The sequence below is a fragment of the Dorea sp. 210702-DFI.3.17 genome, assembly GCF_020560825.1.
Classification (GTDB): domain Bacteria; phylum Bacillota; class Clostridia; order Lachnospirales; family Lachnospiraceae; genus Dorea; species Dorea formicigenerans.
In genome coordinates, this window is sequence record NZ_JAJCNB010000019.1 from 1 (window position 1) to 23,840 (window position 23,840).

Annotated in this window: 23 protein-coding genes; 6 read left to right on the plus strand and 17 right to left on the minus strand. The window is 42.3% G+C overall.

The features are described 5' to 3' along the window. Positions 1-66: 66 nt before the first annotated feature. Both LI149_RS09955 and LI149_RS09960 read left to right on the plus strand, forming a co-directional pair. A complete protein-coding gene (locus LI149_RS09955) occupies positions 67-1,404 on the plus strand; it encodes an MATE family efflux transporter (RefSeq protein ID WP_173785520.1) in 1,338 nt (445 codons plus the stop codon). A 27-nt stretch (positions 1,405-1,431) separates the two neighbouring features. Next, the gene (locus tag LI149_RS09960) at positions 1,432-2,739 is read left to right on the plus strand and encodes an alpha-amylase family glycosyl hydrolase (protein WP_227143298.1); all 1,308 of its coding nucleotides are present in this window, start codon (positions 1,432-1,434) and stop codon (positions 2,737-2,739) included. Positions 2,740-2,820: 81 nt separating this feature from the next. On the opposite strand, the gene LI149_RS09965 is transcribed toward LI149_RS09960, so the two are convergent. The 8 genes from LI149_RS09965 to LI149_RS10000 form a co-directional block, all read right to left on the minus strand. Next, a complete protein-coding gene (locus tag LI149_RS09965; protein WP_040015740.1) occupies positions 2,821-4,131 on the minus strand; it encodes an O-acetylhomoserine aminocarboxypropyltransferase/cysteine synthase family protein in 1,311 nt (436 codons plus the stop codon). Positions 4,132-4,380: 249 nt separating this feature from the next. After that, positions 4,381-5,334, minus strand: a complete 954-nt coding sequence (locus LI149_RS09970) for a LysR family transcriptional regulator (RefSeq protein ID WP_005335964.1) — start codon at positions 5,332-5,334, stop codon at positions 4,381-4,383. Positions 5,335-5,357: 23 nt separating this feature from the next. Beyond that, entirely contained in the window at positions 5,358-5,795 is a 438-nt protein-coding gene (locus LI149_RS09975) for an Rrf2 family transcriptional regulator (RefSeq protein ID WP_117494877.1), read from the minus strand. Continuing rightward, a complete protein-coding gene (locus LI149_RS09980) occupies positions 5,795-6,301 on the minus strand; it encodes a flavin reductase family protein (RefSeq protein WP_005335968.1) in 507 nt (168 codons plus the stop codon). The genes LI149_RS09975 and LI149_RS09980 overlap by 1 nt, the downstream gene beginning before the upstream one ends. Positions 6,302-6,317: 16 nt before the next feature. Further along, positions 6,318-7,118: a zinc ribbon domain-containing protein gene (locus tag LI149_RS09985; RefSeq protein ID WP_227143299.1), complete on the minus strand. Its 801-nt coding sequence runs from the start codon at positions 7,116-7,118 to the stop codon at positions 6,318-6,320. Positions 7,119-7,201: 83 nt separating this feature from the next. Continuing rightward, complete coding sequence (tyrS, locus tag LI149_RS09990) at positions 7,202-8,425, minus strand: tyrosine--tRNA ligase (RefSeq protein ID WP_005335975.1); 1,224 nt, start codon at positions 8,423-8,425, stop codon at positions 7,202-7,204. A 532-nt stretch (positions 8,426-8,957) separates the two neighbouring features. After that, positions 8,958-9,905 carry a GTP-binding protein gene (locus LI149_RS09995; RefSeq protein WP_005335979.1) on the minus strand — a complete coding sequence of 316 codons (948 nt, stop codon included), beginning with the start codon at positions 9,903-9,905 and terminating at the stop codon, positions 8,958-8,960. A 27-nt stretch (positions 9,906-9,932) separates the two neighbouring features. Further along, positions 9,933-11,036 carry a CobW family GTP-binding protein gene (locus LI149_RS10000; protein ID WP_173790160.1) on the minus strand — a complete coding sequence of 368 codons (1,104 nt, stop codon included), beginning with the start codon at positions 11,034-11,036 and terminating at the stop codon, positions 9,933-9,935. A gap of 269 nt (positions 11,037-11,305) precedes the next feature. Here LI149_RS10000 and LI149_RS10005 point away from each other — a divergent pair, with 269 nt between their 5' ends. Beyond that, entirely contained in the window at positions 11,306-12,580 is a 1,275-nt protein-coding gene (locus tag LI149_RS10005; protein ID WP_040015741.1) for a double-cubane-cluster-containing anaerobic reductase, read from the plus strand. After that, complete coding sequence (locus tag LI149_RS10010; protein WP_005335984.1) at positions 12,580-12,858, plus strand: DUF3343 domain-containing protein; 279 nt, start codon at positions 12,580-12,582, stop codon at positions 12,856-12,858. The genes LI149_RS10005 and LI149_RS10010 overlap by 1 nt, the downstream gene beginning before the upstream one ends. A gap of 56 nt (positions 12,859-12,914) precedes the next feature. Here the strand turns inward: LI149_RS10010 and LI149_RS10015 are convergent, their stop codons facing one another. The 7 genes from LI149_RS10015 to LI149_RS10045 all read right to left on the minus strand — a co-directional run bounded on the left by LI149_RS10015 (position 12,915) and on the right by LI149_RS10045 (position 19,820). Next, entirely contained in the window at positions 12,915-14,897 is a 1,983-nt protein-coding gene (locus LI149_RS10015) for a sodium-translocating pyrophosphatase (RefSeq protein ID WP_168933989.1), read from the minus strand. A 127-nt stretch (positions 14,898-15,024) separates the two neighbouring features. Next, positions 15,025-15,825 carry a tRNA pseudouridine(38-40) synthase TruA gene (truA, locus tag LI149_RS10020; protein WP_227143300.1) on the minus strand — a complete coding sequence of 267 codons (801 nt, stop codon included), beginning with the start codon at positions 15,823-15,825 and terminating at the stop codon, positions 15,025-15,027. Positions 15,826-15,841: 16 nt separating this feature from the next. After that, positions 15,842-16,666, minus strand: coding sequence for an energy-coupling factor transporter transmembrane protein EcfT (locus LI149_RS10025; protein WP_227143301.1), 825 nt, complete (start codon positions 16,664-16,666; stop codon positions 15,842-15,844). Between the two features lie 46 nt (positions 16,667-16,712). Continuing rightward, positions 16,713-17,564, minus strand: a complete 852-nt coding sequence (locus LI149_RS10030) for an energy-coupling factor transporter ATPase (protein ID WP_173785516.1) — start codon at positions 17,562-17,564, stop codon at positions 16,713-16,715. Beyond that, positions 17,549-18,400 (minus strand): energy-coupling factor transporter ATPase, encoded by an 852-nt coding sequence (locus LI149_RS10035; protein ID WP_005335990.1) that lies wholly within the window; start codon positions 18,398-18,400, stop codon positions 17,549-17,551. Before LI149_RS10035 ends, LI149_RS10030 begins: the two co-directional genes overlap by 16 nt. Before the next feature lie 43 nt (positions 18,401-18,443). Continuing rightward, the gene (locus LI149_RS10040; protein WP_005335991.1) at positions 18,444-18,962 is read right to left on the minus strand and encodes a peptidylprolyl isomerase; all 519 of its coding nucleotides are present in this window, start codon (positions 18,960-18,962) and stop codon (positions 18,444-18,446) included. A 231-nt stretch (positions 18,963-19,193) separates the two neighbouring features. Further along, positions 19,194-19,820 (minus strand): hypothetical protein, encoded by a 627-nt coding sequence (locus tag LI149_RS10045; protein ID WP_227086848.1) that lies wholly within the window; start codon positions 19,818-19,820, stop codon positions 19,194-19,196. Between the two features lie 320 nt (positions 19,821-20,140). Between LI149_RS10045 and proC the strand changes: the two genes are divergently transcribed. Next, positions 20,141-20,935, plus strand: coding sequence for a pyrroline-5-carboxylate reductase (gene proC / locus LI149_RS10050; protein WP_117658025.1), 795 nt, complete (start codon positions 20,141-20,143; stop codon positions 20,933-20,935). 227 nt (positions 20,936-21,162) lie between these two features. Here proC and LI149_RS10055 read toward each other — a convergent pair whose 3' ends face one another. Continuing rightward, on the minus strand, positions 21,163-21,720 hold the full coding sequence (locus tag LI149_RS10055) for an HD domain-containing protein (RefSeq protein ID WP_173790176.1): 558 nt from the start codon (positions 21,718-21,720) through the stop codon (positions 21,163-21,165). Between the two features lie 240 nt (positions 21,721-21,960). Between LI149_RS10055 and LI149_RS10060 the strand changes: the two genes are divergently transcribed. Further along, positions 21,961-22,698, plus strand: a complete 738-nt coding sequence (locus tag LI149_RS10060; protein ID WP_173785513.1) for an SDR family NAD(P)-dependent oxidoreductase — start codon at positions 21,961-21,963, stop codon at positions 22,696-22,698. 67 nt (positions 22,699-22,765) lie between these two features. Here LI149_RS10060 and LI149_RS10065 read toward each other — a convergent pair whose 3' ends face one another. Beyond that, positions 22,766-23,566, minus strand: a complete 801-nt coding sequence (locus LI149_RS10065) for an SDR family NAD(P)-dependent oxidoreductase (protein ID WP_005341128.1) — start codon at positions 23,564-23,566, stop codon at positions 22,766-22,768. Positions 23,567-23,840: the final 274 nt, after the last annotated feature.

Below are 23,840 nucleotides of genomic sequence, written 5' to 3' on the forward strand. Positions count from 1 at the left end.
AGGAAAGGGGCTAAATTTATGCCTAAAAATAAGGTTTTCGGACAGGCTGGGGGGGAAATTATTGATATGCAAAAGAAAATTGACCTGATAAATGGTCCTATTTTATCTTCACTTACAAAACTTGCTCTTCCTATCATGGCAACTTCGCTGATCCAGATGGCTTATAATATGATCGACATGATCTGGATTGGACGCCTGGGAAGTTCCGCTGTCGCTTCTGTCGGCGCTGCCGGCATGTATATGTGGCTTTCTAACGGACTTGTTACTTTAGCAAGAATGGGAGGTCAGGTTCACGTTGGTCATGCAGTTGGTGCCGGACGCACAGACTTTGCAGGGCGTTATGCCGCCACTACATTTCAGATGACACTTCTTCTCGGCGTTTTGTATGGACTGGTATGTACGATTTTTTCCAAACCTTTGATTGCTTTCTTTCATTTGGCAAGCAGATCCGTTATAAATGATGCTGTCAGCTACCTGATGATTACATGTGGGCTTGTAATATTTTCATTCTTAAATCAGATATTTGCCGGACTGTTTACTGCTATCGGAAATAGTCATCCCGCCTTTCTTTCTACTAGCGTAGGACTTGTTATCAACATCATTCTGGATCCGCTTCTGATTTTCGGGATTGGTCCATTTCCTGCATTAAAAGTTACGGGAGCAGCCATTGCGACGATCATTGCACAAATGGTTGTTACACTACTTTTTTTATTTTTTGCAAGCCAAGACCAGATTTTGTTTCACCATATTCATTTACTGCAAGCTCCAGATTCTAAGAAAGCTTCAGAAATTTTCCGGCTCGGTCTTCCTTCCTGTCTGCAGAGTCTTGTATTTACTGGCATTTCCATGACCATAGCAAGACTGGTTGCCGGATATGGTGATGCTGCAGTTGCCGTACAAAAAGTCGGCGCGCAGATTGAATCGATTTCCTGGATGACTTCAGATGGTTTTGCCTCTGCCGTCAATTCCTTTATTGCTCAAAATCACGGTGCCGGAAAAGAAGACAGGATCCATGCCGGATATCGGTCCGCTCTGAAAATCGTACTTCCGTGGGGGCTTTTCTGCACCATACTTTTGGTATGCTTTCCGACTCCGATTTTTAAGATTTTCATCACAGAACCTGATGTTATCCCGATGGGAATCAGCTACTTGATAATCCTTGGTTTTTCTCAATTATTTACCAGCCTGGAGATTACAACCTCCGGTGCATTTTGTGGTTATGGCAGGACACTGCCGCCTTCCATTACCGGAATTACTTTGAATCTGCTTCGAATCCCGATGGCACTTGCACTGACTGCAACGCCACTGGCACTTAGCGGAATCTGGTGGAGCATTTCCATCACTTCTATTTTAAAGGGCTTGATTCTATTTATCTGGTTCCAAATTACTATAAAAAAGAAATAATATTACATAAAGAAAGAAGGCATAATTATGTGGACTTATAACAGTGTATTTTATCAAATTTATCCAATTGGGTTCTGTGGTGCTCCGGTGCACAATGACGGTGTAACAGTTCCCCGCATCCGCAAGATCATGGAGTGGTCCGATTATCTAAAAGACCTCGGTGTAGATTCCATTTTATTAAATCCAATCTTTGATTCCGACAATCATGGATATGACACAAGAGATTTTCGAAAAATCGACTGCCGGCTTGGCACGAACGAAGATTTTTCAGATGTCTGCAAGGATTTGCATGATCACGATATCAAGATTGTACTGGACGGTGTGTTTAATCATGTCGGCCGTGGCTTTTGGGCATTTCGTGATGTCCAGGAAAAGAAATGGGACTCTCCATATAAGGATTGGTTCCACATTAGTTTTGATGGTAACAGTTGTTATAACGATGGATTCTGGTATGAAGGATGGGAAGGACATTTTGAACTGGTCAAATTAAATCTCCAAAATCCGACAGTGGTCGATTATCTTTTGGACTGTGTCCGCTTCTGGATTGATACTTTTGACATCGATGGACTCAGGCTTGATGTTGCATACTGCCTGGACCGCGAATTTATGAAACGTCTGCGACAGTTCACTCAGGAATTAAAGCCCGATTTTGCCTTGATTGGAGAAGTTCTTTTCGGAGATTATAACCAGATTGTCAATGATGAAATGCTTCACAGTTGCACGAATTACGAATGTTATAAAGGACTTTATTCCAGCTTCAATTGCATGAATCTTTTTGAAATCGCACATTCCCTGAACCGCCAGTTTGGGCCAGAGGATTGGTGCATTTACCGCGGAAAGCATCTTATGACTTTTGCTGACAACCACGATGTCACAAGACTCGCCAGCATTCTGACTAACCCGGCACATATTCCGCTGGCATACGGTCTGCTTCTTGGTATGCCAGGCATACCATGCCTTTATTATGGAAGTGAATGGGGCGAAAAAGGCGAGAAAGCACCAGACAATGATTATGCACTTCGCCCATGTTTTGATGCACCAAAACCAAATGAACTCACAAAATTCATTAAAAAATTAATCCAGATCCGTCAAAACAGTGATGCACTCTGCAATGGCTCTTACCGAAATGTAGTGATCCAGAATCATCAACTCATATTCGAGCGTTGCTCAGAAAAAGAACGTATACTGGTCACTGTCAATGCATCTGACTCACCCTATACCGCATGGCATCAGGAATTGAATGGAACGGTCCATGACCTGATTAGTGATACAGAAATTCATATGGACGGAAAATTAGAAATCCCACCATATAGTACGATGTACTTGAAATTTTAATAAGTTTTGCCCTGCGTAAAATTGAATTGGGGACGTAGTCAATCATTGATTAGCTACGTTCCCAATTCATGTGAGATAGGGTTATTTTACTGCCTTGAATGCTTCATCAAGGTCTTGGATAATATCGTCAATATTTTCAGTACCGATAGAAAGTCTGATAGTGTTTGGTTTGATTCCCTGGTCTAACAGTTCTTCTTCCGTGCACTGGCTATGTGTTGTTGTTGCCGGATGGATTACAAGTGATTTAACATCGGCTACATTTGCAAGGAGTGAGAAGAGCTCCAAATTATCGATAAAGTCTTTTGCTTTCTGCGCATCTCCTTTGATTTCGAATGTGAAGATAGATCCTCCACCGTTCGGAAAGTATTTCTTGTAAAGTTCCTGCTGCTCTGGATCTGTGGATACAGATGGGTGATTTACATGCTCTACCTGTGGATGGTTGTTCAAGTATTCTACAACTTTCAGTGCATTCTGTACATGACGCTCTACACGAAGTGAAAGTGTCTCAAGTCCCTGTAAGAACAGGAATGAATGGAATGGTGAAATTGTTGCACCTGTATCACGAAGCAGGATTGCACGGATCTTTGTAACAAATGCTGCGGCTCCAACTGCTTTTGTGAAGCTGATTCCGTGATAACTTGGGTTTGGTTCTGTCAGTGAAGGGAATTTTCCCGATGCTTCCCAGTCAAATTTTCCTCCGTCTACAATGACTCCACCGATTGTTGTTCCGTGTCCACCGATGAATTTTGTTGCGGAATGTACAACGATGTCAGCACCGTACTCGATTGGTCTTACAAGATAAGGTGTTGCAAATGTGTTGTCTACTACCAACGGTACTTTATGTGCATGTGCAATTTTTGCATATTTTTCTACATCTACTACATCTGAGTTCGGATTTCCAAGTGTCTCAATGAATAATGCTTTTGTATTTTCCTGGAATGCTGCCTCAACCTCTTCCTCATTAAAAATGTCAACAAATGTTGTTGTGATTCCATACTGTGGAAGTGTGTGTTCTAATAAGTTGAAGGATCCACCATAAATGTTTTTAGCCGCTACGATGTGGTCACCGTTCTGTGCCAGGTTCTCGATTGTGTATGAAATTGCGGCAGCTCCGGAAGCAACTGCAAGTGCTGCAACTCCACCTTCCAGTGCTGCGATTCTTTTTTCGAATACATCTTCTGTCGGGTTTGTCAGACGTCCGTAAATGTTACCAGCATCTGCCAGACCAAATCTTGCTGCTGCATGATCGCTGTTGCGGAATACATAAGATGATGTCTGGTAAATCGGAACTGCTCTTGCATCTGTAACCGGGTCCGGCTGCTCCTGTCCTACATGTAACTGCAATGTCTCAAATTTAAATTTTCTGTTCTCTCTTGTAATTTTTTCACTCATAATCCCTATCTCCTTTTCTTCTACTAAATCTCTATTCACCTTGCCAACAATCTCACTTGTTTTTTGGGTGTGTTTTTTGCAGATTGCTCTGCTATTTTCATTGTTTCTATCAAACACATTTCCTATCTGTTTGATAGGTATATAATAGCATGACAATTCCTACCTGTCTAATATGTAAAAGAGAAAGCTGGCTATAAGTAATTCCTATAGTCAGCTTCCTGTATCTTTCTCATATTTTCATCTTCACTTCTAGCTCTGCTTTTGATCCGCTTTTATATCTTCCACGCCACGGATGTCCATGCCCATAGCTTTGTATTTTCGGATTTCTTCCAGATATTTCTGTCCCAAAGGACTAAGCGCCACACCCTTTCGCTTCAGATAACCAATCGTCATATGCTCATTGGATTTCAGCTTCACTGCACAGTAATCTTCACCGTTGAGTCCCTCACATATAATGCCACAGCAAAGTGTGTATGCATTCAACCCTACCATGAGATTTAAAAGGGTCGCCCGGTCATTCGCCCGGATCAGGCGCTTGTATTCGTAAGTACTTAACACTTCCTCTGCAAAATAGAACGAATTATAATTCCCCTGCTCAAATGCAAGACACGGGTATTCTTCCAGTTCTTCTATGGAAATCTCTTCCTTATTTGCAAGAGGATGCCCTTTCCAAAGATAAACATAGACACCACAGTCCAAAATTGGATGAAATTCCAGATCAGACTCCTTAATCATCTTCGTCAATACCTTCTGATTAAAATCATTGATATAAATAATTCCTATCTCGCTGCGAAATTCCTTTACATCTTCAATGACTTCATATGTTTTCGTCTCACGGACCGCAAACTCGTACTCATCCATGCCAAACTGTCTGACCATTTCCACAAATGCATTAACTGCAAATGTATAATGCTGCATAGACACTCCGAATTTTTTCTTTACATTTTTACGTTCGATATAATGAGACTCAATCAGTTCATATTGTTCTACAACTTGTCTTGCGTATCCCAGAAATTCGATTCCTTCCTGGGTAACCGACACCCCTCGGTTGCTTCGCTTGAATAACTCTACTCCAATCTCTGTCTCCAGCTCTTTGACCGCCTGCGACAAACTTGGCTGCGAGATAAAAAGTGCTTTTGATGCCTCATTCATAGACCCGGTATCTGCAATTGTAATCACGTATCTTAACTGTGTCAGTGTCATATCTTACACTCCTGTCTTACGTTTTAGCCTTCTTTGCATATTGGGTTTTCAATGTCTTCATTTTTCATCAGATCTGCAAGAGTAAATCGATCCGTGTACTCTATGATCACATCCCAAAGACCTTCCCAAAACTTCACTGTCCTACACTGTTCATAATGTCCGCATGCATTTGGCTCATCTTCAATGCAGCTTACCGGAGCCAGACTGCCTTCTGCTGCCCGTAAAATCTCTCCAGCTGTATATTCTTCTGGTTTTTTTGCCAGCATATAACCACCGTTATTTCCACGAAAGCTCTTTACATATCCTGATTTCGTGAGAATCGGCATGATCTGCTCCATATATTTCAATGTAATCCCCTGTCGCTTTGAAATATCTTTTAAGCGAATATATTCACCTGTGTTATGCTCTGCAAGATCGATCATGATCCGAAGTGCATACCTTCCTTTTGTTGAAACTTTCATTATTTCACCAGTACTTTCTCGATTTCTGCCATGTACATTATGTGGTAATCTTTCTCTGGATACCATCTTTCATCGTTTTCCGGTGCATCAAAGCACTCTGGTTTCATTTCCTGATGATATAATTTCTTACATACAAAAATCATCTCTGCTTCTTCCACTCCTGTTGTTCCGTCGACCGGATAAGGATGAAGTCCGGCTGCTGCCCACTTATCCTCCACATCACGTCCACTGACTGTTCCACAGTAGTTCAGCGCTTTGCGCTCCTCCTCCGGGAGAAATGATAACGTAAAGTGATCCGTCTGATCTACAAATTCTTTTGTATAACGGTTTGGGCGGATGTATGCAGTTGCAACATTCTTTCCCCACATAATACCAAGACCACCCCAGCTTGCTGTCATCGTGTTTGACTTCTTCTCATCTCCTGCTGTAATCAGCATCCACTGTTTACTTATCTTCTTAAATGGGTTAAATTCAAGACTTTCAATTGGTACTTCATGAAATGCCATATTTCATTCACTCCTTTTATTCTTCAGTTCCATAAACCTGCACTTCTGCAATACAAGTGTCATTCCAGCTCGTCTTGAGACCTCTGTATACCTGCTCAATAATCAGCTTAAGTTCAGAGGTTTTACATGTATCTGAAAATGTGACCCAGTATTCTTTTTTTTCATCTGAAAATGTAACTTTCCGAATGAAATGGTCGGTCTGAATATCCAGTTCTTTCGGTCTGTTATTCTGCTCATACGCAGCATCATCTTTCCAGCTTCCAAGTTTCAGTGCAAGATACTTTACCGTATATGTTTTTTCAAATTTAAGTGTAAGATTTTCACCATGTCCGTATCCTGCTACATCTTCCTGCCACGACGTCACTTCCTGACCGTCAATTGCTTTCTCGGCTGTGTTATCATCAAGTTCTGAACTCGCCTTGGAAGATACAGGCTGAATCTGTACATAAGAATCAAGATCCACAGGAGTTGCTTCGTCTACAGAAATTGTAATCTCAGCTTCTTTTTTATCTTCCTGTTCCTGCTGTTCTTCCTGCTTTCGTTCTGTCTCGTTTTTCTTCTTATTTGCCTCTATTGTCTTCTGATCCGGCAGTGCATCTTTCGAATCTTCAGTCAGCTCACCTTGCGTCTCACTGACCTGTTTTTCGAACGCATGGTAACCGGTCTGTGCGACAACAGAGCCAAGCACGACTCCAGCCAGCACAACGCCGCCTATCATGATCCATGTCCTTGATTTCTTTTTTTCCAGTTTGTACCCACAATGTGGGCAGTAAGATTCTCCATCGTTAATCGGTTTGTCACATCTTGGACACTTCATAGGTTCCACCCTCTACTTATGATAATATTTACCTTTATAATATTGGGGCAAAAGTCCCCAACATCATTTTATATAATTATATTTTATTTTACAATGACCTTGCGGAAATTTTTCTTTCCTTTTTTCAGAACGATTCCTTCTCCGCCAAAATCTTCTCCGGCAAATGTGTGGGCAATATCTGTGATTTTCTCTCCATCTACAGACACTCCACCTTGCTGTACTGCACGGCGCGCTTCAGATTTGGAAGCTGTCAGACCGCATTTTACAAGCAGTGTCATAATATCAATGTTGCCATCTGTAAGATCAGCCTCTGTAAGTTCTGTCTTAGGCATATCTGCTGCAGCACCTGTACTAAATAATGCCTTTGCAGCCTCCTGTGCTTTTTTAGCCTCTTCTTCACCATGAACAAGACTTGTCAGCTCAAATGCAAGGATTTCTTTCGCTTTGTTAAGCTCTGCTCCTTCCCATTTATCCATTGCGTCAATCTCTTCTAACGGAAGGAATGTCAGCATACGGATACATTTGAGAACGTCAGCATCTCCTACATTTCTCCAATACTGGTAAAACTCAAATGGGGAAGTCTTGTTTGGATCAAGCCATACTGCACCGCTCTGTGTTTTGCCCATCTTCTTTCCTTCGGAGTTCAGAAGCAGTGTAATTGTCATAGCAGAAGCATCTTTTCCAAGTTTACGACGAATCAACTCTGTACCTGCAAGCATATTGCTCCACTGATCATCTCCGCCAAATTCCAGATTACAGCCGTATTTTTGGAACAACTCATAGAAATCATACGCCTGCATGATCATGTAGTTGAACTCGAGGAAGCTAAGTCCTTTTTCCATTCTCTGCTTGTAACACTCTGCTGTCAGCATACGGTTTACAGAAAAATGCGGACCAATTTCGCGAAGGACTTCTATATAGTTCAGCCCAAGAAGCCAGTCTGCATTATTAACCATAAGTGCTTTTCCATCTGAGAAATCGATGAAACGGCTCATCTGCTTTTTAAAGCAATCACAGTTATGCTGGATCTGCTCTGGAGTCATCATACTTCTCATATCTGTTCTTCCAGATGGATCTCCGATGTATCCTGTTCCCCCACCGATCAGAGCAATTGGTTTATTACCTGCTTCCTGCAGACGCTTCATCAGACACAGTGCCATAAAATGTCCTACGTGAAGACTGTCCGCCGTCGGATCAAATCCAATATAAAATGTTGCTTTTCCATTGTTTACTAAATCTCTGATTCTTTCTTCATCTGTTACCTGAGCGATCAGACCTCTCGCCTGTAACTCTTCATAAATTCCCATGATTTTCTCTCCTTTATCTCATTCATATTTTTATAAGGACGATATGTTGATTCTTATTCGCGCGAGTGCGCATCCTGCCGGAGGCTTTTTTTATATAATAGGAAATGCAATTTCCTATTATATAAAAACGTCCTTGTCCGCTACCGGACAAGGACGACATATATCGTGGTACCACCTTATTTTACTGACAGCTTACGCCTGCCAGCCTCATTAAGCCGCATTCACAGCTTAAGCACGTTAACGGGTGCTTCTCGTCACAGCCTACTCGTCCCTGCCTCAGAATACATTTCTCTTACGTTCTTTTTGATTGTACGTCTCCTCATTCTGCATGGTTCTGGATTTCGGTGTGCAGCTTTGGGATGTATTCGTAGTCTCTTCCTTCGTGCGCCTCTCACCTGCCGGCTGCTCTCTGTACGGGTGTATCCACCACTACTTCTTCCCTTCATTGCCTTTGCATATTGGTTATATTTTCTTTACCTGCTGTTATGCTAACTGATTTGACATGCTTTGTCAAGCAGATTGTGTAATACATTTATCCAAGATATACATAATCCTGTTCCGGTGCCTCGGCCGGTTCAATGTGCATCAGATACAGTACCGGCTGCTCTGGTGCAAATGGCTCTGTCGGCTCAAAGGAATATCTTACACGAACACGATACCATTTCTGCATCTGGATATTTGTAACTTTTGGAATCTTACACGGATATCCATACAGACGGACATCATCTGCACAGCAGGTCATAATTTTTCTGACAGGAACGAACATATCATTCTTCATTCCTTTCGGACGAAATGCCTGTGCGACAAACTCAATCTCTTTATCCATATACTGGTCTGGATGATCATATGCATCTACATACCAGATTCCAAAGTCTTCATCTTCAACTTTAATTGGATTTTCCTTAATATCAAATGGCAGGTCTTCAGCTGTCGGCTGAATGATCTTGCCGTCCATTCCTTCAAATATCAACTGTGCCATTGGATTCTGTACCTTAAGTGCACGTCTGAATCCGGAACGATCCACACCTTCCGGGCAACGGTTGATAATGATAAGCTCTGACTCGGTAAGCTGCTCCATCAACATATTTCTCATGTTTTTCAGGTACATATCCAGTGTCGTTCCATTAACAGTAGAATAAATTCCCTGAATCTGCCATTTGCGTGGGTACTTAAGCTGTAACAAATCTTCCAGCTTCCACATTCCATTGTATTCAATGACAACCTGCGCCGGATGATAGTTCTTCTCGCAGTTTGTAAAAAATGCTGCATTTAACTGCTCAAATTTATCTATCTTTAAAAGCACCATATCATTTTCTTCCAGATATTCCTTGGAATATTCTTCCTCACCTTCTTCACAAAGAATCAGAAGTGTAAGTCCCGGTTCGATCCATTCCTGCTCCATCAAAGTATCTTTGACAAGCAACGTCTTTCCACTGTCCAGAAATCCGGTACATATATATACTGGTGTTGGTTCCATCATTGTTTTTGCTGCTCCTTTATATCTTTACTATTGTACATGGAATAATTTAGCCAGTTCGTCTTCTTTGAGATCTGTTCCAATTACAACCATACGTCCTGCATAATCAGCATTTCCATCTCTGACCTCATACTCCTGCGGAACAAGATCAAACTGCTTCCATTTACCGTCTGTCATCTGGATAATTCCTTTGGAACGAAGGATTGTTCCATAAGCATCTGTCTCAGACAATGCTTTCAATAAGTAATCCAGCTCTTCCTCTGTGTACTTGTGCGCAGTTTCCTTACCCCAGCTTGTGAACACTTCATCCGCATGGTGATGATGGTGGTGGCCGCATCCACAACTACACTCCTCATCATGGTCATGATGATGCTCATGGTGATGACCGCATCCACACTCCTCGTCATGATCGTGATGATGCTCATGGTGATGGCCGCATGTACACTCCTCATCATGGTCGTGATGATGCTCATGGTGATGACCGCATGTGCACTCCTCGTCATGATCGTGATGATGCTCAAATAATCCTTCGATCTCTGCACCGTGCTCGAGAGCGTGACGGATTGCGTCTCCGCTCAGCTGATCCCACGGTGTAGAAATGATTGTAGCCTTGTCATTCTTCTCTCTTAAAAGATGTACACAAGCCTCTATCTTCTCGTCTGTCATATTCTGAGTTCTGCTGATTACGATTGTCGATGCATGCTCCACCTGGTTCTCGAAAAACTCTCCAAAGTTGTCCAGGTACATTTTCGCTTTCTTGCCATCTACAACTGTAATTCTTCCTTCTATTTCAATGTCTGCATCTTCTTTTACATTTTCAATCGCTGCTGCAACATCAGAAAGTTTGCCGACTCCTGATGGCTCAATAATTACGTGATCCGGGTGATACTCATCCAGTACTTTTTTAAGTGCTACACTAAAATCTCCGACCAGTGTACAGCAGATGCAGCCTGAGTTCATTTCAGTAATCTCGATTCCTGCATCCTGAAGAAATCCACCATCAATACCAATCTCACCAAATTCATTTTCAATCAGCACAAGCTTCTCGCCTGCGAAAACTTTTTCAATCAGTTCTTTAATAAATGTAGTCTTTCCGGCTCCAAGGAATCCAGATATAATGTCAACTTTTGTCACGTTTATTACCTCTCTTCGATATTAAATACAAAAATAAGTTCCGTTTTTTATATTAACACAAAAAATGTTGTGTTTCAAGGCTATGTAAGCCAAAACTAACCTATTTATTTTTTCTATAAGAGTTCATCATTTATAGTTATTTTGCACAATCTTGCGTATGCATTGACTAACATATTCGTTATTTCTTACAATAATCACATAGGATTAATCGCAATGAATGTTTGATTCTAACAATCAAAGAGTCAATGTCAAAGAGGAGGAATAATAACATGGCTGATTATGTAAAAATGTGGGAAGACCTTGGAATGGATATCAATAATCATGACAATCTCTGTCAGGTTCTTCCAACAGCAGTTGGGGATGTATTTATGACACAGGAGAACCGACCGAAAGCAATGGATTTCTGGGATATGGTCATTGCTGAGGTACATGGTATCCGCCCAGCTGAATTAATTGAGGAGCAGAAAAAAGGACGCAAAGTATTCGGAACATTTTGCGTATATGTACCAGATGAAGTTGTCATCGCTGCTAATGGTATTGTGACCGGACTCTGTGGTGGTTCCCAGTTCTGGGTTCCAGACGGAGAAAAAGTTCTGCCGAAAAATATGTGCCCGCTTGTAAAAGCTTCTGTTGGTGCAAGACTTGGACGTACCTGCCCATTCTTCCGTATTGCAGACATGTATGTCGGGGAAACTACATGTGATGGCAAAAAGAAAGCTTATGAGATTCTTGGAAAAGACGTTCCGATGCATATTATGGACGTTCCTCAGATGAAACGCGAAAAAGATATTGTAAAATGGAAAGATGAAATTGCTGATTTTGCAAAAGTTGTAGAAGATTTCACTGGTAACAAAGTAACACCGGAAAAGCTTGCTGAGGCAATCAAAATCTGTAACGAAAAACGAAAAGCAATGCAGAGAGTTTATGATTGCAGAAAGTCAAAATGTCTGCCAATCTCCGGACGTGATGCTCTGCTTATGACTCAGATTTCCTTCTTTGATGACCCGGTACGTTGTGCTCAGATGTGCAACCGCCTGGCTGACGAACTGGAGCAGCGCATCAAAGATGGTGTATCTGTCGTTCCGGAAGGAACAAAACGTATCCTGATCACAGGAACACCTCTTGCAGTTCCAAACTGGAAATTACACAATATCATTGAGACAAGCGGCGCTGCTGTTGTCTGTGAAGAGATGTGTACCGGAACAAGATACTTCGAAAACCTTGTTGATGAATCTGGCGAGACACTGGACGAGCAGTTCATGAATCTGTCCAGACGTTACATGAAGACAAACTGTGCTTGCTTCACACCGAACACCGGACGTATCGATGACATTCTCCGCATGGTAGATGAATACCAGGTAGATGGAGTCATCGACTGCAGCCTCATGTTCTGCTGCCTGTATGATACAGAGAAACGCGCAGTTGCCGAAGCATTAAAAGAAAAGAACATTCCGGTTCTCTCTCTGGAAACAGATTACACCGATACAGACGCTGAACAGCTCCGCACAAGAATCGGTGCATTTGTGGAGATGTTAAGCAAATAATGGAAGATAAAAACGAACATATCCGCTATTACATACTCTTTGATAATCACACCCAGGGGATGATGCTCCACGAGCTTCTGTGCGATCACGATATCCCGAATCGTATCGCACCAGCCCCTCGGGCGACAGATGGCAAAGCCGCCTGCGGAATGGCGCTTCTGATACATCCTGATGATATTGAAGCTGCCAGGACATGCATCGAAGAGAACAACGCAGAATATGTCAGCATCGTTCCATTAGAGAACCAACTTCATAAAAAGAGAGACCGATATTGTTAATTGCGTAAAAAAACGAGACATTTTTCAATGTCTCGTTTTTAATCTCATAATATGTATTACAGTAATCCACCAATTGATAAGAATAATGGTGCGAATACGAGAGATACTACTGTCATAAGTTTGATCAGGATGTTGATTGACGGTCCTGAAGTATCCTTGAATGGATCTCCTACTGTATCACCAACAACGGCTGCTTTGTGAGCCTCGCTTCCTTTTCCACCGTGATGTCCTGTCTCGATGTACTTCTTAGCGTTATCCCATGCTCCACCTGCGTTGGACATGAAGATTGCCATAAGAACTCCTGTTACAAGAGCTCCTGCAAGAAGTCCGCCAAGAGCCTCAACGCCAAGAACGATACCTACAACCAATGGAGCTGCTACTGCCATAACTCCTGGGAGAAGCATCTCGTGAAGAGCTGCTGTTGTAGAAATTCCTACACATGACTTGTAGTCCGGTTTCTCCTCACCTTTCATGATGCCCGGTTTCTCACGGAACTGACGTCTAACTTCCTCGATCATCTTGTAAGCTGCTTTAGATACTGACTCCATTGTAAATGCAGAGAACAGGAATGTAAGCATACCACCGATGAAGATACCGATGATTACTTTGTAATCAAGGATACTGATGGAATCAAGTTTAACTGCCTGTGCGTATGATACAAACAGTGCAAGTGCTGTAAGAGCTGCAGATCCGATAGCGAATCCTTTACCCATAGCTGCTGTTGTGTTACCAACAGAGTCAAGTTTGTCTGTGATGTCACGAACTGACTCCTCAAGACCAGACATCTCTGCAATACCACCGGCATTGTCAGCGATCGGTCCATAAGCATCAACTGCAACAGTGATACCTGTTGTTGAAAGCATACCTACGGCTGCAAGAGCAATTCCGTAAAGTCCAAATGTCTGATATGAAATAAAGATAGCTACACAGATCAGAAGAAGCGGGATAGCTGTTGATTTCATACCAACTGCAAGTCCACTGATGATTGTTGTAGCTGCACCTGTCTCAGACTGCTCTCCGATTCCCTGAACCGGTTTGTAATCTGCAGATGTGTAGTACTCTGTAATATTACCAATGATAACGCCGACAATCAGACCAGCGATGACTGCGATTGCTGCGTTCATGTTTCCAAATAATGTCCAGCTAAGTGCCAGAGATACGATGATAACTAATGCTGCAGATACATAGCTTCCTCTTGTAAGAGCTTTCTGCGGGTTAGAGTTCTCATCACCTTTTACAAAGAATGTAGCAATGATAGAAGCGATCAGTCCGCATCCGGAAATAGCCAGTGGGAATAATACTCCTTCTACAGCTGCCACAGCAACACCAAGTGTCAGAGCAGATACTAATGATCCAACATATGACTCGAACAGGTCAGCACCCATTCCTGCTACGTCACCTACGTTATCTCCAACGTTGTCAGCGATAACTGCCGGGTTACGCGGGTCATCCTCTGGAATACCAGCCTCAACTTTACCTACAAGGTCAGCTCCAACGTCAGCTGCCTTTGTATAGATTCCTCCACCTACACGTGCGAAAAGCGCGATAGATGAAGCACCAAGACTGAATCCAAATAATACGTCTGTGTTCTTAGTAAAAATGTAAACAAGGCTGACACCAAGTGCACCAAGTCCTGCTACGCACATTCCCATAACGGCTCCACCTGAGAATGCAATTGAAAGAGCTTTGTTCATTCCGTGCTCTTTTGCAGCGTTAGCTGTTCTAACGTTAGCTTTTGTAGCAACTGTCATTCCGCAGTATCCTGCGATTGTTGAGAACAGCGCTCCAACTACGAAACAAATAGCTTCAATCCAGTTTTGAATTCCTACTCCGATCAGTACGAAAAGTACTGCAACGAAGATAACAAGAATCTTGTACTCTGCACCTAAGAATGCACGAGCACCTTCAGCGATTGCATCTGCAATCTCTTTCATTCTGTCAGTTCCAGCGTCCATTTTGCTTACTTTATTTGCAAGGTATACAGCAAATAACAAAGCTACTACAGCCGCAACCGGAACCAGATACATGTAATTGTCCATTGTCCAATCCCTCCATAGAATTATATATCCTAGATAGTTTATCACAGAGTTCTTAATAATTCAAAGAAAAAATACAAATTTCTTATTTTTTTCTTACATTTTTCTTATATTCTTCTGTTGAAAGCGTTTACAGTGGATAATCTATTGATACAAGCACCAGTCCATTCGGCGGTGCTGTTATTCCCTCGGAAGTATGTTCCTTCGCCTCCAGAATATCTCTGATTTTCTCTGGTTCATAGAATCCACGCCCCACACGGATCAACGTTCCGGCAATGATACGAACCATATTATATAGGAAGCCATTTCCCGTTACACGAATAACGATTTCTTTTTCATTTTCTAAATTTGAATTTTCCTGTCCCCAATTCGAAGCCTGGAACTTATCCATTGGAATCTCTTTAATTGTTATTTCATGCACTGTACGCACGGTATCTTTCGCATTAGTCCGTACATTGCAGAAGCTTGCAAAATCATGCTCCCCTAAAATGTATTTCGCACCTTGTCTCATCTTTTCCACATCTAAATCGAAAGAAACGAAGGTGCTGTACCGGTTTTTCAGCGGATTTCTCACCTTCGCGTTATAAATGTGATATTCATATGTTTTGGATATCTCGTTCTGATATCTCGGATGCCAATCTATCTGTACTTCGTCAGATCTTACGATCACAATATCTTCCGGCATCTTCTGATTCAGTGCATGTGCGAACCGGTCTCCCGGAATCCGGGATTCTGTATCAAAAACGGCTACATTTCCAAGTGCATGTACTCCGGAATCTGTCCGGCTTGCACCTATGATCCGGATATCTTCTCCGGTCAGTTTACTGATCTGTCTATTTAGGATTTCTTCTATTGTAATACCGTTCGGCTGAATCTGCCAGCCACAGTAATTGGTACCGTCATAGGCAACTGCTATCCGAATTCTTCTCACTCTTCAAAACCTCCTGTTAAAAAATCCAGATATGAAACGGTACATATCTTCCAATCACGAATACTGCTGCCACATAAAAAATCACAATTGCATAGGCCACACGGTCACGGCTCACATAACGAAGCGGTTTCATCTTCGTACGTCCTTCTCCTCCGTGGTAGCATCTTGCCTCCATCGCCATGGCAAGGTCATTTGCATGGCGGAACGCAGATACAAAAAGCGGTACAAGGATTGGAATCATAGCTTTTGCTCTTTGAAGCATATTTCCACTTTCAAAATCTGCACCTCTGGCAATCTGTGCCTTCATAATCTTGTCCGTCTCCTCCAGAAGAATTGGGATAAAGCGAAGTGCTATAGACATTGTCATAGCGATCTCGTGAACCGGAATATGAATTTTGTTCAACGGTCCAAGCAGCTTCTCAATAGCATCTGTCAGCTCATTCGGTGTCGTTGTAAATGTCATTAATGATGATCCAATAATCAGATAAATCAATCGGATCGCCATATACACCGCATTTACCAGTCCTTCTTCTGTGATTGTAAAGATCCACCAGTGAACTAATGTGGCACCGCCTCTTGTCAGGAACAACTGAAATAATACCGTCAACATCAAAATCATGATAATCGGCTTCAGACCTTTCACAATATAACCAAACGGTACTTTTGACAAACGTACTACCATCACAAGAAATGCGGTCGCAATGATGTATCCTGGAATACTCCGAAACAGGAATAATGAAATCAAGAATAAAAGTGTGGATACAACCTTCACTCTTGGATCCAGTCTGTGCAATATACTTTTTGCCGGATAATATTGTCCTATTGTAATGTCTCGAATCATTTTTTATATCTCCAATATCTATTTACAAGCCTTTTATCTTTTTTTGCTATTGTCTTCCTAATGCATGCATAATCTCATCTGCTGCCTCTTCTACAGTTGTAGCAGTCACACCTACCGGGAATCCTTTCATCTTCAGATCATGCATAATGTATGTCACCTGCGGTGCTGCAAGTCCGACCTTCTCCAGTTCCTGATAATGTGCGAACACATTTTTCGGGGTATCGTTATACATCACTTCACCACTGTTCATCACAATCAACCGATCCGCATATCTGGCGATATCCTCCATACTATGGGAAACCAGAATAACCGTCAGATCCGATTCCTTGTGCAGATATGCAATCTGATCCAGAATCTCGTCGCGCCCCTTCGGATCTAATCCCGCAGTCGGCTCGTCCAGTACAAGCACCTTCGGACGCATTGCCAGTACCCCGGCAATTGCAACTCTTCGCTTCTGCCCTCCTGAGAGTTCAAATGGTGATGATTTATAATATTTTTCTTTTAATCCTACAAGCTTCAATGCCTCCAGCGCCCGTGCCTCACACTCTTGCTGTGACAATCCCTGATTCTTCGGTCCAAAACACACATCCGTCAGCACATCTATTTCAAATAACTGATGCTCCGGATATTGAAACACAAGCCCCACCTGGCTTCTGAGTGCCCGCATATCGTACCCATCCTGGTAAATGTTCTTTCCATTATAATAGATGGCTCCGCTTGTTCCTTTGATCAGTCCATTCAGATGCTGGATCAGCGTAGACTTTCCGGAACCTGTATGTCCGATGATCCCCACAAATTCTCCATGTGGAATCTCCAGGCAAATGTCTTTTAACGCATGTTTTTCGTAGGCTGTGCCTTCACTGTATACATAATTCAAATGTTCTATTTTAATTGACATAATGCCTCCACCAGTTCTTCCTTCGTCAAAATTCCATCCGGAATGTCAAGTCCTCGTTTCTTAAGCTCGTCCGCAAGAATCGTCACCTGCGGAACATCTAATCTGTAGTGCTTCAATGTATCGACCTGAGAGAAGATTTCTTTCGGTGTTCCTTCCATCACTACATGCCCGTGATCCATAACATAAATCTTGTCTGCATCGACCACTTCTTCCATATAATGTGTGATCAGTATAACCGTAACTTTCTTCTGCTCTCTTAACTTCTGCACTGTTTTTAAAACTTCTTTTCTCCCCATCGGATCCAGCATAGCTGTCGGCTCATCAAGAACGATGCATTTCGGCTCCATAGCGATGACCCCGGCAATTGCTACACGCTGCTTCTGTCCACCGGAAAGCTTATTGGGTGAATGATGCCGGTAAGAAATCATTCCAACAGATTTCAAACTGTCTTCTACACGTTTCCAGATTTCGTCGGTTGGTACGCCCAGATTCTCCGGGCCAAATCCAACATCTTCCTCCACGACCGTTCCGATAATCTGATTGTCTGGATTCTGAAAAACCATGCCCGCACTCTGTCTTACATTCCACAGCTCGTTCGGATCTTTCGTGTCACGTCCGTCTACCCACATCGTTCCATCAGTTGGCACAAGAAGCGCATTTATATGTTTTGCAAATGTGGACTTTCCTGAACCGTTATGACCAAGAATTGCAATAAACTGCCCTTCTTTCACATCGATATCCACCTCATCGATTGCCCGGGACTTGCCGATAATATTGCCATCTTCATCCCGTTTGTCATATTCAAATACCAGCTTGTCTGTCTGTATCATATCCATGGGCTTTTTGTGCCTCCTCTAATTTAACTGTTTACTTTTTATCTTAAACTCTCTCCGGAGCCGGGTATTCTACTCCCATTGTGTCTACCGTAACTTTTTTCATCTTCTGCTCTTCCAGTGGTCTGTCACTGTAATCGGTTGCTGTCTCAGCAATTTTATTTACAATATCCATTCCTTCTGTAATCTTACCAAATGCAGCGTAAGCTCCGTCCAGATGCGGGGAATTCTTGTGCATAATGAAGAACTGGGAACCTGCTGAATCCGGATGCATTGCTCTTGCCATAGAAAGAACACCCTCTGTGTGTCTTAAATCATTTGCAAAACCATTCTGTGAGAACTCGCCTTTGATTGTGTATCCCGGACCGCCCATGCCTGTTCCATCCGGGCATCCACCCTGGATCATGAATCCTCGAATCACTCTGTGGAAGATGAGTCCGTCATAGAATCCGTTCTGAACCAGTGAAATAAAGTTGTTCACTGTGTTCGGAGCAATTTCCGGATATAATTCTGCTTTCATAATGTCACCGTTTTCCATTTCAAATGTTACGATTGGGTTTGCCATGTTGTATACCTCTTTCTTCTATATTTTTATTTTAATTTTTCTCAGATTGTTGGAAATTACCCGAAAAGCAAATCTAAATTTGCAGTCATTCTGTTCCCGATAATTTTCGAAAATCCTGAGTAATATTGTAGCGTAGGTTAGGTGTATCGTCAATATTTCCTGGTACTGATATATTCTATTGTTACTTTTTATTCTATATCTGAAAGCTGGATGGGCAAACACGTTGCCTAATTAATTGTAGTGTGGTGTAAGGCGTATGAGGCCTCCTTTTTCTTCGCAGCCGGTGTTCCAGAAGTCTTCAAGTTCGAAGGTATCGCTTTCCCCATAAGTTGCTGTTTTGATGTACATTTTTCCATCTTTTTCTTCGTATCCGGTGAGCAGGAACCAATGCCAGATATAGTCTTTGTAGGCTTCGTTCTGATGGCGCAAAAGCAGGTACGGTACAGGAATGTCCTGATCTAGTTGTTCTTTAATAAATATAGCTGCTTCCTGCCATGTATGATCACCACAGAATTCTTCCATCCTGATGTAAATATCCGTGTGTTTCGCTTCATTTACATCTTGAATATATCGTCCAAGACCTTCCACGAACCAGCTAAGCTTCCGTACACCGCCAGCACGTGGTTTGAGGTAAGGTTTCATGATCTGGCTGAATGCCTTATAATCTTCTTTTGTAAGGCATTCTATATCGAATGGATAAAGCGGCTTCATCTTTTCATTCCGAAGTCCGAAATAAATGCAGCTGTCGCATGCGGTCGCTGCAGCACAGCCACCCATATGCATAACCAGATTCGTGAACCAGTCCTGATTGCCTCCGTAGCACCCTTCTATTGTAAAATAATCCAGTTCTTTTTTCATATTCAGTCACTTCCTAACCAAATTTCTATATATTTTCACTTAATTTCAAAAATGCAAATGCAAAAATTATTTCTTGTACATTATATCCAACTCTGTCACTTCCTACAAGAGCGAGTCTCACAATGTCATCCCTGCCCAAACTCGCAAGAGCGATTCCTTTAACTTCGGATTGACTTCATTTTTCCAGAATGCTATTATTTTCCTAAGATGCCTGGAAAATGATTACCAAACGAATCTTAGCAATACGGCTAAACTACACATTTTCCACCCGGAAATGAACGAACATGGGCAAGGCAAATAATAAGAAAGAAGGAATCACTATGAAATTAGGTTTTATCGGCACTGGAAATATGGCGTCTGCTATTATGGGCGGTATTATAAAGAATCAAATCATCCCTGCAAATGATATTATCGGAGCAGATGTCATGGAAGCTGGACGCGAGCGTGTAAAAGAGCAGTTCAAAATTCAGGTAACTGCTGACAACCATGAAGTTATCAATAGTTCTGATATTGTCATTTTATCTGTAAAACCGCAGTTCTATGCAGAGGTAATTGCCGAAATCAAAGATGATGTTCGTGAAGATCAGATCATTATCACAATCGCACCAGGCAAAACTTTGGCGTGGTTAAAGGAACAGTTTGGTAAAAATGTAAAAATTGTCCGTACAATGCCAAATACTCCGGCGCTTGTGGGAGCAGGTATGACTGCCGCATGCCCGAATGAATATATGACAAAAGAAGAGATTGCTTATGTCCTCACACTTCTGGAGAGTTTCGGACGCGTTGAGATCATTCCAGAGCGCCTGATGGACACCGTCGTTTCTGTTAGCGGAAGCTCCCCGGCTTATGTATTTATGTTTATCGAAGCTATGGCTGATGCAGCCGTTTCCGGTGGTATGCCAAGAGCTCAGGCTTACCAGTTCGCTGCCCAGGCAGTTCTTGGAAGTGCGAAAATGGTTCTGGAAACCGGAAAGCATCCAGGTGAGTTAAAAGATATGGTATGTTCCCCGGCAGGAACAACTATTGAAGCTGTCCGTGTTTTGGAAGAAAAAGGCTTCCGCAGCTCCGTAATCGAAGCCATGAAAACTTGTGAAGAAATTTCCAAGAGCATGTAAAAAATTTTTTATTTTGCAAAAATGTCTTGATATTATCATAATTTTGCAATATAATTTAATCAAATTTTTATTGTATTATTAATTTTACCCAACCCAAATTTTAAGTGCGAACAGCACTTAATCAAACATTGTGGTCGCCCGGTTCCTCAATTAACTTGGCAACAACAAAAAGGAGACGCTTCAGATTCTATTATAAATCTGAAGCGTCTCCTTTTTACACAGCTATATCAGATGTGAGATGACTCATCTATCCCAAAATTCTTATCTACCAGATAACTGTACTCGCGAAATGCTTCTTCCTGCTCAAATCCTTCGCGCAGAGATTCCCGCAATCCTTTGTAATACCAGCCAATCGTGTTCTTTTCTTTCATTCGGAAACGATTCCACAACTCTTCTCCCATGACCGGATAATCCCTGTCGATATCACGGATATTAGAAAGCTTGTCTGCCAGACCAATCATACGCACCTCATACGGTGCATATTTTAAATGCTCAATCGTATGACTCTTGCGCTCAAACCATGTCTTTGACTTGTCTTCGCTCTCCTGAGCCACCAGCGCTGCCACACGCTCAGAAAACTCCTGCGCCAGTACTTCCCGTGTAATTCCCTGGCAATCCTCGATTGTATCATGCAAAAGCGCTGCACTGATAATCTCCTCATCAAAAGTCAGTGTTGCGACAATCTCACCCACCTCCAATGGATGAACAATATACGGTCTTTTCGTCCCTTTTCGGAACTGCCCCTCATGTGCCTTTGTAGCAAATGCAATCGCACGAGCGACCATCTGCCCTTTCTTTTCTAATTCGTTCAAAATTTTATCCCCATATTCGCTGCCAGTCACCTGTCTTATTGATAAGTCCTATATTACAAGCGTGCTTATCAACTATTATTTAAATAATAGCATCTCGTTCTTCAAATATCAATCATTCCAGTATATAATAAATATAAATATGTATTTATAAGATGATGTTGTGGATTTTTGCCTCAACTGTAATGCATAAAAACATTTTTCCTGGAGGTCATTATGTCTGAATATACACAAAAATATGCATTTGTTACCGGCTCTTCCCGTGGCATCGGACGTGCGATCGCCCTTCGACTCGCGGCTGAGGGCTATCATATCTTCCTGAACTGTTCCCGCTCTTTTGACGCACTGGAAGAAACCAGACAAGAAATTGAAAAGATTGGCACATGTACACTGGTGCCAGGTGACATTGGAAATCCTGATACTGTGCGGGAAATCTTCCATACGATTGCCAAGACCTGTGACCATCTGGATGTACTGGTAAACAATGCCGGGATTTCCCACATCGGGCTTCTCATGGATATGACTGATGAAGACTGGGATAAGGTGCTTTCCAGTAATCTCTCCTCCGTCTTCTACTGCTGCCGCGCTGCCATTCCTCCTATGCTGTCACACGGAAGCGGAAGGATCATCAACATTTCCTCCATGTGGGGCGTAAACGGTGCATCCTGTGAAGCGGCTTACTCTGCTTCCAAAGCCGGTGTCGGCGGGCTCACCCAGGCACTTGCCAAAGAACTGGCAAGAAGTAAAATTCCAGTCAATGCTCTTGCATGTGGTGTCATCGATACCGAAATGAATAAACAATTAGACGAAGCAGAACGGGCAGAACTTGCGGAAGATATCCCTGCCGGACGCTTCGCCACTCCTGAAGAAGTTGCTGAAATGGTGTGGAAACTAATCTGCGCGCCAGAATATCTCACCGGACAGATCATCACATTTGACGGGGGATACTTATAAAGAAAAAGATGCACGACTGCAGAATCTTATCCTGCAATCATGCATCTTTTTATTTATAAATTCTTATTTATGGTCTCTGACCCATTCCACCTTCCAGTGTCAGTGTCTCACCACTCATATATTTGAAGTCTGGAGATGCAAGCTGTACACACACTCTTCCGATCTCTTTCTCTGCGTCTGCATAGTGACCTGCCGGCGGCATCTTTACATTTGCCTTAAATGCGTCCGGATAAGCCTGCTCGAATTTCTCAAGCTGTGCAGTCCATGCAAGTGGGCATACGATGTTGACATTGATTCCGTCCGGTCCCCACTCAGTTGCTGCAACTCTTGTAAGTCCACGGATTCCTTCTTTTGCTGCCGCATATGCACACTGACCATAATTACCAAAAAGTCCCGCACCGGAAGCAAAGTTGATAACGCTTCCTTTTGTCTCTTTCAAGTATGGATAGCATGCCTGCATATAATAAAATACTGCATACAATCCTGAATACATTGCCAGATCGAACTGTTCCTGCGTATGATCTGCCAGTGTAACTCCGGATGCAGAAGCCTGTGCATTGTTGATCAGCACATCGATTCGCCCAAATGTATCGATTGCCTGTTTCACGACATTGTCAACAACTGCTTTATTGTCTGCGCCTGCAGATACGTCTGCTTGTACCGGAAGTACTTTTATTCCGTACAGTCTCTCTAATTCTTCTTTTGCATCTGTCAGTTTCTGCACATTACGTCCTGTAATAACAAGATTTGCCCCCTCTTTTGCATATGCAGTTGCGATTCCATATCCGATAGATCCACATCTGCCATCACTTAATACCGCGCGTCCCGCTCCTGTGATGATCGCTGTCTTACCTGTTAAAAATCCCATATTTCCTTCTCCTTTCAGTAAGCCTTTTCTTGTATAACGTACCATATCACATTTTTACATTCAATTCAATATTATTTTACTATTTTTCGCAATTTTCTATAAATAATACGATCGATAGTTAAAAAACAAACTATTTTTATAAATTTGAGTTAATATTATATCAAATATAGATAATTTAACATTTCCTGCTATGTAACTAAAAAAGGTCCACCGGACCTTTTTGTCGTATGCTTGGCAACGAAAAAGGCGCCATACAGCCAATGTCATGAAGTTA

Bases quoted from the DNA above. Each gene is read 5' to 3' on its own strand.
- LI149_RS09985 (WP_227143299.1), bottom strand. From the start codon at position 7,118: ATGAAGTGTCCAAGATGTGACAAACCGATTAACGATGGAGAATCTTAC.
- LI149_RS09975 (WP_117494877.1), bottom strand. From the start codon at position 5,795: ATGAAAGTTTCAACAAAAGGAAGGTATGCACTTCGGATCATGATCGAT.
- LI149_RS10030 (WP_173785516.1), bottom strand. From the start codon at position 17,564: ATGTCAATTAAAATAGAACATTTGAATTATGTATACAGTGAAGGCACA.
- LI149_RS09960 (WP_227143298.1), top strand. From the start codon at position 1,432: ATGTGGACTTATAACAGTGTATTTTATCAAATTTATCCAATTGGGTTC.
- LI149_RS09955 (WP_173785520.1), top strand. From the start codon at position 67: ATGCAAAAGAAAATTGACCTGATAAATGGTCCTATTTTATCTTCACTT.
- proC (WP_117658025.1), top strand. From the start codon at position 20,141: ATGAAATTAGGTTTTATCGGCACTGGAAATATGGCGTCTGCTATTATG.
- tyrS (WP_005335975.1), bottom strand. From the start codon at position 8,425: ATGGGAATTTATGAAGAGTTACAGGCGAGAGGTCTGATCGCTCAGGTA.
- LI149_RS10005 (WP_040015741.1), top strand. From the start codon at position 11,306: ATGGCTGATTATGTAAAAATGTGGGAAGACCTTGGAATGGATATCAAT.
- LI149_RS09965 (WP_040015740.1), bottom strand. From the start codon at position 4,131: ATGAGTGAAAAAATTACAAGAGAGAACAGAAAATTTAAATTTGAGACA.
- LI149_RS09970 (WP_005335964.1), bottom strand. From the start codon at position 5,334: ATGACACTGACACAGTTAAGATACGTGATTACAATTGCAGATACCGGG.
- LI149_RS10045 (WP_227086848.1), bottom strand. From the start codon at position 19,820: ATGAAAAAAGAACTGGATTATTTTACAATAGAAGGGTGCTACGGAGGC.
- LI149_RS10060 (WP_173785513.1), top strand. From the start codon at position 21,961: ATGTCTGAATATACACAAAAATATGCATTTGTTACCGGCTCTTCCCGT.
- LI149_RS10035 (WP_005335990.1), bottom strand. From the start codon at position 18,400: ATGGATATGATACAGACAGACAAGCTGGTATTTGAATATGACAAACGG.
- LI149_RS10010 (WP_005335984.1), top strand. From the start codon at position 12,580: ATGGAAGATAAAAACGAACATATCCGCTATTACATACTCTTTGATAAT.
- LI149_RS10025 (WP_227143301.1), bottom strand. From the start codon at position 16,666: ATGATTCGAGACATTACAATAGGACAATATTATCCGGCAAAAAGTATA.
- LI149_RS09980 (WP_005335968.1), bottom strand. From the start codon at position 6,301: ATGGCATTTCATGAAGTACCAATTGAAAGTCTTGAATTTAACCCATTT.
- LI149_RS10055 (WP_173790176.1), bottom strand. From the start codon at position 21,720: ATGGTCGCTCGTGCGATTGCATTTGCTACAAAGGCACATGAGGGGCAG.
- LI149_RS10065 (WP_005341128.1), bottom strand. From the start codon at position 23,566: ATGGGATTTTTAACAGGTAAGACAGCGATCATCACAGGAGCGGGACGC.
- LI149_RS10040 (WP_005335991.1), bottom strand. From the start codon at position 18,962: ATGGCAAACCCAATCGTAACATTTGAAATGGAAAACGGTGACATTATG.
- LI149_RS09995 (WP_005335979.1), bottom strand. From the start codon at position 9,905: ATGATGGAACCAACACCAGTATATATATGTACCGGATTTCTGGACAGT.
- LI149_RS10015 (WP_168933989.1), bottom strand. From the start codon at position 14,897: ATGGACAATTACATGTATCTGGTTCCGGTTGCGGCTGTAGTAGCTTTG.